Annotated in this window: 5 protein-coding genes; all 5 read right to left on the reverse strand. The window is 48.3% G+C overall.

Going from position 1 to position 15878, the window contains the following annotated elements; genetic code table 11:
- Positions 1 to 77: 77 nt before the first annotated feature.
- Entirely contained in the window at positions 78 to 9485 is a 9408-nt protein-coding gene (locus AB4Z17_RS20225) for an amino acid adenylation domain-containing protein (RefSeq protein WP_441961676.1), read from the reverse strand.
- Complete coding sequence (locus tag AB4Z17_RS20230) at positions 9395 to 13363, reverse strand: condensation domain-containing protein (RefSeq protein WP_441961678.1); 3969 nt, start codon at positions 13361 to 13363, stop codon at positions 9395 to 9397. The genes AB4Z17_RS20225 and AB4Z17_RS20230 overlap by 91 nt, the downstream gene beginning before the upstream one ends.
- Positions 13364 to 13427: 64 nt before the next feature.
- The gene (locus AB4Z17_RS20235) at positions 13428 to 14219 is read right to left on the reverse strand and encodes a CPBP family intramembrane glutamic endopeptidase (RefSeq protein WP_441961680.1); all 792 of its coding nucleotides are present in this window, start codon (positions 14217 to 14219) and stop codon (positions 13428 to 13430) included.
- Positions 14216 to 15016, reverse strand: coding sequence for a CPBP family intramembrane glutamic endopeptidase (locus AB4Z17_RS20240; RefSeq protein ID WP_441911166.1), 801 nt, complete (start codon positions 15014 to 15016; stop codon positions 14216 to 14218). Before AB4Z17_RS20240 ends, AB4Z17_RS20235 begins: the two co-directional genes overlap by 4 nt.
- 1 nt (position 15017) lies before the next feature.
- Positions 15018 to 15872: a CPBP family intramembrane glutamic endopeptidase gene (locus AB4Z17_RS20245; RefSeq protein WP_441961682.1), complete on the reverse strand. Its 855-nt coding sequence runs from the start codon at positions 15870 to 15872 to the stop codon at positions 15018 to 15020.
- Positions 15873 to 15878: the final 6 nt, after the last annotated feature.

Consider the following 15878-nt stretch of genomic DNA (forward strand, 5'->3'; position numbering starts at 1 on the left):
CCTTAATAGATCCAAACTCGTATCATTTAATCGTTTCTCGGCGGTACAGCGCGAAGGAAATACCGCCGAGAAGGATGTTATTTCGGACCATCTTGCAGCGATAGATCGCTTAGTTTCATCAGAGGGCTGGCAGCAGCCGTCATTTCCTCTACGGTTGCACAATAATGCTGAGCCATGCGCGTAATCGTATCTGAGTGGAACAGTGCTGTGGCATACTCCAAGCTGCAAATCATTTCTCCACTGCTCTCCACAACCTCCAGCGTCAAATCGAATTTACTAACTCCCGGCTCTAACGGCTGAAGCTCAAAGGTTAAATCGCCACCTTGCATGACAGAACGATCCATATTTTGCAAAATGAACATCGTGTCGAACAAAGGATTTCGACTCAGATTTTTCCCAAGCTCCAATCGCTTCACCAAATCCTCAAACGGATACTCCTGATGCTCCAGCGCTTGCAGTACATCATTATGAACATCGGCGATGTAACCGCCAAGTGTTCCTTCAGGCTGTGGTCGGCATCGAATCGCAACTGTATTAACGAATATGCCGATTTGGCCCTCAAGATCAACATGGTCACGTCCTGCTGTCGGCGTGCCAATAATAATGTCTTGTTGCCCACTGTACTTGCCAAGCAAAAGAGCATAAGCACCAAGCAGCACCGTATACAATGTTGTCCCCAGCACTTTTGCCATGTGTTGCGCTCGTCTCGTAAGTTCCTCATTCAACCTAAAACTATATCTGCGACCCTCGAAGCTCTGCATCGCTGGTCGCGGATTATCCGTCTGGAGCTCCAGTAATGGCAGTTCGCCTGAGAACATATCCAGCCAGTGGCGCTCATGCGCCTCGTACCCTGGACCATTTAATTGAGCTTCCTGCCAGACGGCATAATCTCTATACTGCACCCGCAGCTCTGCAAGCTCATTGCCGGAGTACAATTCGATCAATTCTTTCAGAAGCACACTGACCGATACACCATCCGTAACAATATGATGCATATCAAGCAGCAGCAAGTGAGAGCTGGAGCTTAGCGGAACAAGAGCTKCCCGCAGCAATAAGCAGCTGCCAAGATCAAATGGTCGTATGAACCGCGCCATTAATCTAGTGATGGTTTCATGCATTCCCGTTTCCGACAACAAACGTTTGGCAGTCATTCGCGCCCATGCATTGCCATCCAGCTTAAATGCGGCAGATGGATGAATCCGTTGCTTGAATTGTCCATCTTCATAATGGAAAGACGTCCGTAGACTCTCATGCCTCATGATTAAAGCGGTGAACGCCTGCTCAAGCTTCTTCGCATCCAGATTCCCACGGATATGCAGTGCAAAAGGGACATTATACATCGTTGCTTCTCCAGACAGCAGAGATAAAACATATTGCCTTCTTTGAGCGCGCGACATCGGGAAATACGCCCTGTCCATCTGACGCGGAATCGATTCATAGGTTTGCTGGCTTTGACCTTCAATTACTAGAGCGAGTGACTCTAGTGTCGGATTCTGAAACAATTCTCTCAGCGGCACGCGCACACCAAATTGTAAGCCTATCCGACTGACCAAAGTTGCCGCCTTTAACGAATGTCCACCTAACTCGAAGAAGCTGTCTGTCGCTCCGATGTTATCCGTCAATAGCAGATCCTGCCAGAGCATAACCAGCTTGCACTCCGTCTCCGTACTCGGCTCCCGGTAATGTCGTACATTCCGTTCTGTCTGCTGCGGTCTTGGAAGTGCCTTGCGATTTATCTTGCCTGTTGGCGTCATCGGTATTTCATCCTGCAGCATCACATAGGTTGGAATCATATAAGCAGGCAGCTTGCCTCTCAGATGCTCGATTAGCTCCTCAGTTACACCGAGAGAATGCCCGTCTACGCTCTCTAACCATACGGTTTCTTCCTTATGGATACTTTCGAGTGCTGCTGCAACATAATGATCTAAGTACGAGGTCATATTTGGCAGATCAGCATCATCAGCCTTTTGTAGGACAACATAAGCGCAGAGAACTGGCTCACCCTCAGGCTCTTGAAACGCGATGACAACCGCTTCCTTCACACGCTCATGCTGCAGCAGCTGCTGCTCCACCTCACCGGTTTCAATGCGATGCCCTCGTATTTTCACCTGATGATCGCGGCGGCCTGCGTATACAAATTCACCATTCGCCAGCCTTCTGCCAAGATCACCCGTGCGGTACATTCTCTCCTCTGCATTAAACGGGCTTGTGATGAATACTTCTTGATCCCATTCCGGATGACGAAGATAACCCCGACCAACGCCCGCTCCTCCGATGCAAATTTCACCAATCACACCTGTTGGCTGCAGCTGCAGCTCTGGACTCAGTACGACCATTGCTGCCCCTGCAATAGGTGTGCCAATCGTAATAGCTTCACCGCTAGTTACTTCGCACACCGATGTCCATACTGTTGTTTCCGTTGGGCCATAGAGATTGAAAATACGTGCACTCGTCACCGCACGCAGTCTCTCCAGCAGATCCATCGTCAACGGCTCCGCGCCAATCATGACTACGCTTAAGGATTTCCAAACCTCACTTTGGCTCACCTGCGCCATCCACCACTTGAAGCGTGATGGCGTAATTTGCAGCACCTCTACCCGATGCTTTTTTATAAGCTCCTGCAGCAAATGAGCATCGCTGCGTTCCACTTCATTACACAGCACCATTTTCATTCCCATTGTTAATGGGAGCAGACTCTCTACGATGAAAATATCAAATGATACGGTCGCCATTGCCAATAGGCTTTGGCCTGCTTCAAATGGAATTCGCTCACGGAATCCACTCACGAAGCTTGCCAGTCCGCGATGCTCGATCATTGCACCCTTCGGCCTGCCCGTTGAGCCGGAAGTATACAGTACATACGCCAGATGCTCCGGACGGCTTACGATCTCCAGATTCCCTCGTTCAGAGCTATACAGATCAGCATCATCCAAAAACCATTCTTCTGCTGCGCTCATGACAAAACCCGCATATTTCCTTTCTGTCAAAAGCCATTGATCGCCGCAATCCTCCAGCATCCACTGGATACGGTCAGCAGGGTATGCCGGATCTATAGCGACATAAGCGCCTCCCGCTTTCAAAATGCCAAGAATGCCGATCATCAACAGGGGTGAACGGTCTGCCATCAGCGCTACAATTCGCTCCGGTTCCACCCCGCGGCTGCGAAGCGTATGTCCCAGCTGGTTGGATCTATCATTTAGTTCGCGATAAGTCATCTGCTCCGATTCAAAAAGGACTGCAACCGCATCTGGAGTTTTTGCTGCCTGCCGCTCTATCTCTTCGATAACGGATCGCCATTTGAACGGGACACCTGGTAACGATGAAACTTGTCGCTGCATATTCAGCGGCATTTTAGCGGGTGCATCTCCTGGTGCTACAGCCCCTTCATCATCAGCCCCACTGCTGTTCATCCACGCCATACTATCCACTTCCGCAAGCAGCTCCAACTTTTCTTCATCGTTTAGCAGCTCTAGTTCGCCAAGAGTCCGCAATCGATTTTCGCTCGACGTCATTGCTTTAATAATCGCGCAGTAGTGGTGCGCCATCCTGATGACCGTCTCCTCATGAAACAGATCCGTTGCATATTCCAAGCTGAAGGCAATGCCTTCCGCGCGCTCTACAGCTTCAAGTGTCAAATCAAACTTGCTGACACCGTGTTCAAACGGCTGCGGCTCGAAGCTCAAACCGCCCGCTTGCAACGCTGAATGCTCCATATTTTGCAAAATAAACATCGTATCGAACAACGGATATCGGCTCTTGTCCTGAACGAGGTTTAGCCGCTCCACCAGCTTCTCGAACGGATACTCCTGATGCTCCAGCGCCTGCAGCACATCCTCATGCAATTCGGCAACGTAGCTGCTAACCGTATGTTCGAGCTGCGGTCGACAACGAATGGCTGCTGTATTGACGAACATGCCGATGAGTCCCTCCACATCAACATGATTGCGTCCAGCTACTGGCGTACCAATAATAATATCCTCTTGTCCGCTGTACTTCCCAAGCATAAAAGCATAAGCACTCAGCAGCACTGAATATAGTGTCACACCTTGCTCTGCCGCCAAACGCCGCGCCCGCTGCGCAAGCTCCCCGTCTAGATGAAAGATATATTTTCGCCCCTTGAAAGTTTGAACGATCGGGCGTTTCCTATCTGTCGGCAATTCCAGCAGCGGGAGCTCGCCTTCAAACTTCTTCAACCAGTAACGCTCATGCGCCTCGATTGCTTCGCCGCCTAGCTGTCCCTCCTGCCAGACCGCATAATCCCTATATTGCACCCGCAGCTCTGGCAGTTCATTTCCGCCGTATAATGCTGTTAATTCCTTTACCAGCACACTCATTGAAACGCCATCCGTCACAATATGATGGATGTCCAGCAGCAGCAAGTAATGCTCTTCTTCCAGTTGAAGAAGTCCTGCCCTTAGCAGCAGCCCGCTTTCCAAATCAAAAGGTCTTATAAACTTCGTAGTGAGCTCATTCAGCCATTCGGATTCGGCGCTCACTTCATCACCAGATGCTCCCAACCACTTGCCAGCTGGTACTAGCTCCTCTACAGCATCCTCGAAATGAAATGCCGTCGCTGGATGAACTCGCTGCCTGAATTGTTCATCCATATAATGAAACGAAGTTCGTAAACTTTCATGCCTAGCGACCAATGATGAAAACGCAGCTTCAAGTCTCGAAGCATCCAGCTTGCCCCGAATTCGCAGTGCAAACGGAACATGGTACATCGTCGATTCTCCTGTTAGCAGCCCCAGCAAATATTGTCTTCTCTGCGCATGCGACATCGGATAATGCTCCTGATCCATCTGGCGCGTAATCGATTCATAGGTTTGCAGATGTTTACCTTCAATTACTTCAGCAAGGGACCCTAGCGTTGGATTTAAAAACAGCTCCCTAAGCGGCACATGTACGCCGAAATGCTCATGGATTCGGCTTACAAGCGCTGCAGCCTTGAGCGAATGGCCGCCAAGCTCAAAAAAGCTGTCCATCACGCCAATATCGTCCGATTTCAGCAAATCTTTCCACAGCTCGGCAAGCTTGCGTTCCGTCTCGTTTCTTGGCCTTAAGTACTTGCGCTCACTCAGCGCAACCTTATGAGGTTTCGGCAGCGCCTTTCGATGCAGCTTTCCGGTTGGTGTCAGCGGTATTGCATCTAGCAGCATCACATAAGCTGGAATCATATAGGCAGGCAGCTTGCTGCTGAGATGGGTCTGCAGCTCCGAAATCATGTCGGAGAGGTTGTGTTCGTTAATATTGTTGTTACAACTAGAGTCGGAAGCAGGTACAACATACGCGCAAAGCGCATGCTCGCCCTCCTCCTCCTGAAATGCGATGACAACCGCTTCCTTCACACGCTCATACAGCAGCAGCTGCTGCTCCACCTCCCCGGTTTCAATGCGATGTCCTCGTATTTTCACCTGATGATCGCGGCGGCCTGCATATACAAATTCACCGTTTGCCAGCCTTCGGCCAAGATCACCCGTGCGATACATCCTCTCACCTGTACCAAACGGGCTCGTAATAAATACTCCTTGATCCCATTCTGGATGGCGAAGATAACCCCGTCCAACGCCTGCCCCTAAGATGCAGATTTCACCAATCACACCCGTCGGCTGCAGCTGCAGTGCTGGATTTAGCACAACCATTGCTGCCCCGGAAATAGGCTTGCCAATCGTAATGTTCTCACCGCTAGTTACTTCGCACACCGATGTCCATACCGTTGTTTCCGTTGGTCCATAGAGATTAAAGATACGTGCATTCGTCACCGAACGAAGTCTCCCCAGCAGATCCATCGTCAACGGCTCCGCTCCAATCATGACCACGCTTAAAGATTTCCAAACCTCGCTTTGGCTCACCTGCGCCATCCACCACTTGAAACGCGATGGCGTAATTTGCAGCACTTCTACCCGATGCTTCTTTATAAGCTCCTGCAGCAGATGAGCATCACTCCGTTCCTCTTCATTGCAAAGCACAATTCTCATCCCCATTGTTAATGGGAGCAGGCTCTCTACAATGAAAATATCGAAGGACACAGTCGCCATTGCCAATAGGCTTTGGCCTGCTTCGAATGGAATTCGCTCACGAAATGAACTTACGAAGCTTGCCAGTCCGCGATGCTCGATCATTGCACCCTTCGGCCTGCCCGTTGAGCCGGAAGTATACAGTACATACGCCAGATGCTCCGGACGGGTTACGATCTCCAGGTTCCCTCGTTCCGAGCTATACAGATCAGCATCATCCAAATACCATTCTTCTGACGCATTCATGACAAACCCGGCATATTTCCTTTCTGTCAGAAGCCATTGATCGCCGCAATCCTCCAGCATCCACTGAATACGCTCAGCAGGGTATGCCGGATCAATAGCGACATAAGCCCCTCCTGCTTTCAAAATGCCAAGAATGCCGATCATTAACAGAGGTGATCGGTCTGCCATCAATGCTACAATTCGCTCCGGTCCTACCCCGCGGCTGCGAAGCGTATGGGCAAGACGATTCGCTTGTTCATTTAATTCGGAATACGTGAGCGTCTCCAAACCAAATAAAATCGCAGCGGAATGCGGCGTTTCTGCCGCTTGCCGCTCTATCTCTTCCATGATGCTCATGCAGCAGGAATGCTCTTCGGTGGATGCAGAGAATTGTGCATTATTTGCTGTCATCTCTACCATCTCTTTTGTTTCATCGAGCAGTGCATCTCTTACCTTCTCCGCGGTGTCATTACTCTTCTGTTCCGCTTTATCATCAGCGCTTGCTAACAACGAAGAAAGCTGCAATCGCTCTGCCTCATCCAATAATTCCAGCTCACCAATCGTCCTCCTGGACCCTTCGCTTGATGTCATCTCCTTAACGATTGTGCAGAAATGCGCGGCCATTCTCTCGATCGTACTCTCATGAAATAAGGAGGTTGCATACTCAAGGCAGCATGTGATCCCCTTCCCCGTCTCCACTGCTTCCAGCGACAAATCAAACTTGCTGAATCCGGTTTCGTACGGCTGCGGCTCGAAGATCAAATCCCCCGCTTGCCTTRCTGGCTGCTCCATATTTTGCAAAATAAACATCGTGTTAAATAGGGGATTGCGACTTAAATCCTGTTCCATATCAAGCTGATTTACAAGATCCTCGAACGGAAATTCCTGATGCTCCAGCGCTTGCAGCACATTCCCGTGCATTTCAGTAATGTAACTGCCAATCGTCATTCCTAATTGCGGACGGCAACGAATGGCAACCGTATTGACGAACATGCCGATTAGCCTTTCTACATCAATGTGATTGCGTCCGGCTACGGGAGTACCCACGATAATATCCTCTTGTCCGCTATACTTCCCAAGGAGAACCGTATAAGCGCTAAGCAGCACCGTATATAACGTCGTCCCTCGTTCCCTTGCCAATTGCCGCGCCCGATATGCCAGCTCCTCGTTTAGCTGAAAAGCATACCTTCGGCCCTCATAACGCTGAACCGCCGGACGCTGCTTGTCTGCAGGCAGATCAAGCACCGGGAGTTCGTCCGAGAACATGCCCAGCCAATAACGCCTCAGCTTCGAGTAATAGTCACCGCTTAATCGTTCCAGCTGCCAGACTGCATAATCGCGATATTGCACCGTCAGCTCTGGCAATGCCTGCCCGTTGTATAAATCGATCAACTCTTTTATGAGCACGCTCATCGATATCCCATCCGTCACAATATGATGGATGTTCAGCAACAACAAGTGACGGTTTTCTGCCAATTCAGCAAGATCGACTCTTAGCAGTGAACCGCTTCCGAGATCAAATGGATCTGTAAATTGGGCCATTAATTCATTGATTCTCTCATCTGCTCCGATTGCAGATGACGCGCGCTGCCATAGATCAGCCTGCTCGCCTTTTATAACCATTTCCGTTAGCTGAAATGGCTCTGCAGGATGAATTCGCTGACAGAACTGTTCACCCACATAGTGGAATGATGTTCGCAGGCTCTCATGCCTCGTAATTAGTGCAGTAAACGCGGCTTCCAGTTTCTTTTTTTCCAGATTACCTAGGATGTGAAGCACAAACGGAATATGATACATCGTCGATTGTCCGGCAATGAGCTCGATCATATATTGGCGTCTCTGTGCAGGAGACATTGGATAATGATCCCGATTTGCTTGCAGTGGAATGATAGCTCCTCCGATCCCCAGCTCAGAATTTAACAGCGTTCCCCCTGCCAGCCACTCAGCCATACTCGCAACAGACAGTCGTTCAAATACGACGCTTAGCGGCATTTCAACATGGAATTTAGCTTGAATCCGGCTTACCAATACCGCAGCCTTCAGGGAATGTCCACCCAACTCGAAGAAATCATCATACATACTAATTTGCTCAATGCCGAGTACATCTCTCCATATTTCAGCCACCTCTGCCTCCAGCGAGGTTCGCGGCAGGGTAAGCTCAGCAACGACTCGTTGCTGTAAAACAGGTTCTGGGAGCGCCTTGCGATCCACTTTGCCATTAGGTGTTAACGGTATCGCATCGATCTCCATAAAAAACGAAGGGATCATATAGTCTGGCATTTTACTTTTCAAAAAGCTCTTTAAATCCTGAGCTCCTATTGTTTGATTCACAACCATGTATGCGCAAAGTTTTTTATCGCCTGCTTGATCCTCATGTGCGATGATAACCGCTTCGTCTACCGCCTCATGTCTTTGAAGCTGCGCACCAATTTCTCCAAGCTCAATGCGAATGCCTCTCAGCTTGATTTGATCATCCATTCGGCCTAAATACATCGTATTTCCGTCTGGCAGCCACTTAGCCAAATCACCAGTACGGTACATGATGGTGCCTGGCTGCAGCGGGTGTTCAACAAACCGCTCCGCGGTCAATTCCGGTTTATTAACATACCCAGCAGCAAGGCCGCTGCCGGAGATRCATAGCTCCCCAGCCGATCCGACCGGTGCAGGCTTGTCTCCAAAATTTAGAATATGAACCGCGACGCCATGCATCGGTCCGCCAATTGGCACATTAACGCCGCTGGCAGCAGCTGATTTATACACATACATATTGGAGCAGATCGTTGCCTCAGTCGGACCATAGCCGTTAACAATACGTATATTCGGATTTAATTGAACAAAAAGCGCAAGCGTTGTATCTTTTATTGGTTCAACGCCAACAAGCAGCTTGTCCAAGGAAATCGTCATCCTCGATTGTTCCAACGATTGCGCCACATCCCGAAGCAGCGTCGGCGGAATATAAGCAAAGGTTATCTGCTCTTCTACTATTACTTTAGCTAGCTCTCTAGGATCAAGCAGCTTGGGATTTGGATAAAGGACAAGGGACGCGCCAAACATAAAAGGCATAAACAGCTCGCATACGCTCACATCAAACGAAATATTGGTAAGGCTTAAGCAGCGATCTCTTTCATCAAAATTTCCGTCGTAAAACAGCTTCAACGAATGGCTGAAGTTATAAAAGCTGCGATGCGGAACCATAACACCCTTCGGCTGCCCAGTAGAACCCGAAGTGTAGATAACATACATAAGATCATCTGAATTGGCAGGTATGCACCGCCAGCCTTCATAATCGCAAGCATTCCTGTCACCATTGAAATCGAGCGTTCAGCCATCACACCGACAATGCTGTTAGGGCCAACACCGCAGCGAACAAGCTTGCGCGCCAGCGCATTTGCTCGCCCATTTAATTGTTCGTACGTTAATGACTCCCCTCTGCACTGAACGGCGACTCTTCCAGGAACTCGTCTTGCCTGTTCTTCAAAGCTGCTGTGGATACAGCGAGCGCTAGGGAAAGCAGCCGCACGACTGCCAAATTCCGTCAACAACTTGTTGTAATCTTGTGGGGACAACATTTCACACTCGCCTAATGTATGCTCTGGATAGTCCGTTACATAACTTAGCAACGCAATGTAATGCCTCATCATCGACCTTACGGTCTCTTCGCGGAACAAGTCCTTGCCAAATTCGACTACCAATCGCAGGGTACCGTCATTTTGCTCCACGGCTTGAACCATCAGATCGTATTTCGCCGTCCCATGCGGGAACCTCTCGTGCCGATAGGTCAATTCTTCACTCGAGTAGTTGGGAATGTTCAAATTTTGCATAATAAACATCGTATCGAATAACGGATTGCGGCTACTGTCTCGCCGATCCACCATGGATGCTAGCTCTTCAAATGGAAAATCCGAATTTTCATAAGCCTCTGTCGATGCTGCTTTTATCTCTTCTAAAAACTGGGTAAACGGTTTGTTTGCCACGGGATACCCGCGCAATACAAGTGTTCCGACGAACATCCCTACCAGAGCTTCAGCTTCACGGTTGACTCGCCCCGCAATCGGTGTGCCTACAGCAATATCTTCCCCGCCAGAATATTTTGCAAGAAGGGTATAATAGACCGATAAAAGCACCATAAATAGCGTAGATTCCGTTGATTTTGCCAGCTTTCGCAGATTATCCGATAATTCGTTGTCCACATACATATCAAATGTTTCGCCGCGATTGCTCTTCATCAGAGGACGAGGAAAGTCTGTCGGAAGCTCCAGCACAGGCCACTCCCCCTGGCATTGCTTCATCCAGTAACTTCTCTGTCGCTCCATCCGCTCCGATTGCAGTTCCTCTCTCTGCCACGCAGCGTAATCTATGTACCGCAAGGTTAACGGCTCAAGACTCTCTCCTCGGTAAAGCATCATAAGCTCTTTGAGCAAAATACCTGCTGAGAAGCCATCCGAAGCAATATGATGCATATCCAAATACAACACATGCCGCTCAGGGTTAACGGTCAATAAAGCAGCGCGAAGCAGCGGCGCATGACTCAGGTCAAATGATGTAAACAAGCTATGCAGCGTTTCAAGCACCGTTTCTTCTGATGCCTGCAGCCGCTGAAGGGAAAAGTGAACATCAGTATGAACAAATTGACAAATTTCACCGTCTACTATGGCGAAAGACGTTCTTAACATCTCATGCCGTTTTACTAATGAATGAATAGACGCTTCCAATCTGCCTGCATCAATTTCCCCCTCTATATGCAAAAGCTCCGGCAAATTATAGCTTCTATCGCTAGGCGAGGCAGCTTGCTGCAAGTACATGCGCTTTTGCGACGAAGAGATCGTATAATACTCCCGCTCCGCCACCAGGGGCATATGAATTACTTTTTCCGTTTCTGGCGAACCGCTTAATCGCCGCTCTTCCACAACACCAGCAAACCCGCTAAGTGTGGGATGTCCTAACAAATGCTGCACTTCTAGCCGAATCCCCCAGCTTTGACTAAGTGAATTAACGATTCGCAGCGCAATGATCGAATCACCGCCCAATTCATAGAAGTTAGCTTCATTGCTGAGCTCACGATAACCGAGCAGTTCCCCCCATACATTAGCGACACTTTGCTCCGATTCCGAGACAGCACCTTCACTGCACAGCCTCACGTGGTTAACTGCCGATTCATGTTTGATCTCTCTCAGAGGTGCTATATTAACACTGCGATCATCTTCCTCTACCCAACACGGATAGGGATCAAATGAATATACAGGCAGCGGTACCCTTCTGCGTCTCTCATCACGATAAAGCTCCTTCCAATCTACTTTAGCACCAGCTGCATATAACTGAGCTAACTGTGTACTTACACCATCGTTGCCCCAATTACTGCGGACAACCTGCTCTAAGAGCTCCTTTTGCTTTCGCTCGTCATTCCCTCCCGAATGCACTGCATTTGAATCGCCGTAATAAATATTCGGCATCATCGTGTTTTTCAACCGCTCAACATCCAAAGCTTCCAGCCTATTTCTAAGCTCAACTTCATTTTTGGCGACGATCGCCAAACGATATCGATAATGTCCGCGACCTATCGCCGCGCTATAGCAGATGTCCGTCAAGCGCCACTCATGCTGCTCCTGATCGGCAAACCAAGCACGATAATTAATAATGGATCGCTTAAGAGCCGATTCGCTTTGGGCGGATAGGCAAAAAACTTCATTTTTTTCTTCCCCATAAGCTGCATGCGCTGCCTCGTCCAACATTACGCTATCATTCATTGACATTGATGGTGCTTCTTCCAGCACAACATGGCAGTTGGTTCCGCTCATACCAAATGCGCTAATACCGCATCTACGCGCACCAAACTCGTCACTCCAATGCGATAGCTTGTCGTTGACATACACTGGAGAATCAACAAACGATATTTTGCGATTGGGGAAACGATAATGAAGCGTAGGTGGAATCTGTTTATTGCAAAGGGAAAGAACTGCCTTCAGCAGCCCCGTAATACCAGCAGCATGATCGAGATGTCCGATATTGCTTTTGACCGAGCCAATCGCACAGAACTGCCTCTTGTCTGTAAAACGTCTGAATGCTCTCGTAATGCCGTCAATCTCAATCGGATCTCCCAATGTGGTTCCTGTACCATGCGCTTCCAAATACATGATCGTTTCGGGATCAATGGCTGCATCCTGCCAAGCACGGACAATGACATCCTCCTGCGCCAAGGCGTTAGGCGCAGTAATGCCTACGGAGCTGCCATCCTGATTCATAGCGCTCCCTTTAATGAGTGCATATATATGATCCCCATCCTGCAGCGCCTTTGCGAGCGGTTTAAGCAGCAATGCGACTACACCATCCCCGATACCCGTCCCGTCAGAGCTGTCATCAAACGGCTTTGCACGGTTGTCGCTTGACTCGATCCCAAGCCGAATGCCCATATCGATCGGAAGCAGATTGAGCTTCACACTTCCAGCGATAGCAGCATCGCATTCACCGCTGCGAATGGACTGACATGCTAAATGGACGGCCACAAGAGAGGATGAGCAAGCGGTGTCGACATTAAGTGCCGGCCCTTTCAAATTCAAGAGATAAGAGATGCGGCTTGCGATCATTGAACTTAAATTGCCTGGCGCTGCCATTGCGAGCGCTTCTGGATTTACCGTCTCAATAATACGTTTATAATCATGCAGCGCATCGGCGTTATGACCGATAAATACACCTGTTCGTGAGCCATGGAGCGCTTCGCCCCCATACCCGCCATCCTCCAATGCGCTCCATGCGGTCTGCAGAAACATGCGCTGGTTCGGACTCATTAGTGAAGCTTCCTTCGGAGACAATCGAAAAAAGGAATAGTCGAAGGAGGAGATATCCTCCAAATATGCACCATCAAATATTGAAATGGTTTCATACAATGCGCTCAGGCGACGAAGATACGGTTCCAGCTCCTGCCGCCTTGACTGCGGGAAGGAGCGTACACCGTCCACTCCATTTTGCAGCATATCCCAAAACTCTCGATGTGTGTCCGACTTCGGAAGCTTGGCAGAAATGCCGATGATCGCAATTTCTTGGCTTGCGGTTTCCAGCACCGCGTCACTGCTTGCGTCTCCTTCATTTTCATTGCGATTTGGTTCCAACAAATCCAACTGGAACATGCTGCACACTCCTCTTTTGCGGTTGTTTGCAGTGGCAATGTGATCACTACCATAAATCATTGATTTAACTCGTTATACTTTTATTGTGCCGCTTCAAATTCTCCGATTGTCTACGCAGCAAAATATACAAATGCACAATAATCGCTATACCGCTTATGAACGACAAAATAAGAAAAGCTTCGGGAGAGGAATCCTTCATAAAATGAGAGACGACATACAAGGTTGCTGTACTGAACACATGCGCGAGCAAAGATGACCATATCGATCCTGTGGTCACGCGAATTACACCATAAATAATTGCTCCAAGAGCAGCGAATACACCAATGGTTACGCTCATAAATACGGTTCCAAACAACAAAGCTTGCAGCAGCACAGACCATGCAGAGGAGAAGCGTTGGCGGAAAACATGGATCAGCATCCCCCGGAACAACCATTCCTCGAGCAAAGAACCTAGCAATAAGCTGCTCAACACAAATACGAAGAAATTCCCTCCACCAGCTACAAATTGAACCAAATTCGCAATTTCCGGGAAATTCTCAGCGATCCAACCAAGCTGTGTGAACACCACGATGAACAGACCAAGCCAAATTCCTGTCCCAGCAGCCATCGCTGCTGATTGTGGTCGAACGAAGCCAAGGTCTTGCATTCGAATGTTTTGCCAGCGAAGCAGCGGCACATAAATGGCGATCACAATCGTATTCGCTGCGATAAGAGAGCTCGCTGGATTTTTGCTAAGCCACGCACTAAACTCATCATCTTGAATCCAATTGTTCAACGCCCAATTGGTGAATAAAACTACGCACATATAAATAGCTAAATAGAGTAGAACTTTACTAATTACAGTTAAAGTTCTCATGTGTGAATGACCTCTTCGTGACTGTATGGCTTGCGAAAGCGGCGATTGCCCAAATATAAGCCAGCTGCAATCATGGCACCTGCAACTGCCATTAAGGCTGACAATATGAATATATCGTTACTCTTCGGGCCTAGATGCCATAGCAAGTATTGAACTCCTTGGCAAGCCACCTGCGCGGCAATCGGCGCCCAGATGGAATCAAACCACACATACAAGAGCGCAAAAATGATAGCCCCAAGAAACCCATACAAGGAAAGCGGAATATCACCAAAGAAGAATAGAACGCCATATAATAACCCTTGCAGCAAAATCGCAACGGTGACAGGCAGAACGCCTCTAAAACTGTTCAGCAGTAAACCTCTGAATAACGTTTCCTTGTATACGTTGCCTAGCAATAGAAAAACGAGGAAAACATACCATTCTGCCCGATTCAAATATTCGAATAGCTCTTGGAATTTGAACTGATTGGACTGGATCGCAGGCAATTGCGAGAATGCCACAGTGAACAACCCCGCACCCAAACCCACCCATAGCGACAAGGAAATAGCGCTGCCATCCATCTTTTGAAATCGGGCTTCCTTGAATAGGTTTTGTTTAAATATTAGCTTTATCGCAAAATACATAAGCGGAAAACCAATAATGTCATTTAATATGATGACAATAAGCGTATTTTGTTCAAACCAAGGACTTAACGGGTAGATATAAGCAAAAAATAATTTGGTAACGGTAAGAAACCAGGCAAAATACAATCCGATGACTAGTAGAACTCTCCCTATTGATACAGTCCAATTTCTCATCTTATCGCCCTCTTCCAACCGTAATCGGGTCTGCTTGTACTGAACTTGCACCTTTTTCGAGCCCTCTGCGCCAAATGTATGCCGTTCCACCTACGAGGAAGAGCAGGCTTCCAGCCGTTAGAACATACAACGCGGGTTCTCCTAATTCGTTAATCGCTTCATGCCATCCAACATATTTTGTAATAAAAATAAGACTCATGGCTGAGGTTTGTACAATAATTGGCGCCCACAGGCTCCCTATTCGGATATACAATATCGCGTAGATGAGTCCAGAACCAAAACCAATGAATGACAGGCTGAGGCTTGGCTGAAAATAGGCGTAAACCAATGCTTGCAATATAAGCGCTGCATACAGCGGCATCACTTGAAGCAATTGTCGGTAAATTAATCCTCTAAACAAAATTTCTTCATAGATGGGGGCAATAAGCCCCGCACCTAAAATAACGAATAAAATGGAATCTCCCCTAATGAGATCATCTACGAGAAAGGGGATCGATGGAAAGTGCTGAGCGATGACATCAATTTCAATTAGGCCAATGCTAAACAGGCATCCGGCTGCTCCCATAGCCAGCATCAACCCGGCATCTTTGCCCCCGATTCTCTTGAATCCGCTAGTTTGAAACAAGGTTTGCTTCTGCTCTTTCCATATGCTTCTCTTCAAACGGAAAACAAGCATATAGATGAGCAAAATGGAGCTAAATAATATCGCCATGAACATCGCCGGGTTACGATCCATAAACTTGGCAAGGCCGAGTGTAGCTTCATACTGATAGGTTGAACGCAGCAGATAAAGCAAAGCGTAAAAGATACCTAAATACCATGCGATATTCCCGAGCATAAACAAAATCTTTTTCAACGTAAT

Origin of the sequence: Paenibacillus sp. TAF43_2 (genome assembly GCF_052113545.1) — a bacterium.
In the GTDB taxonomy this organism is placed as follows: domain Bacteria; phylum Bacillota; class Bacilli; order Paenibacillales; family Paenibacillaceae; genus Pristimantibacillus.

Bases quoted from the DNA above. Each gene is read 5' to 3' on its own strand.
- AB4Z17_RS20230 (WP_441961678.1), bottom strand. From the start codon at position 13,363: ATGTTCCAGTTGGATTTGTTGGAACCAAATCGCAATGAAAATGAAGGA.
- AB4Z17_RS20235 (WP_441961680.1), bottom strand. From the start codon at position 14,219: ATGAGAACTTTAACTGTAATTAGTAAAGTTCTACTCTATTTAGCTATT.
- AB4Z17_RS20240 (WP_441911166.1), bottom strand. From the start codon at position 15,016: ATGAGAAATTGGACTGTATCAATAGGGAGAGTTCTACTAGTCATCGGA.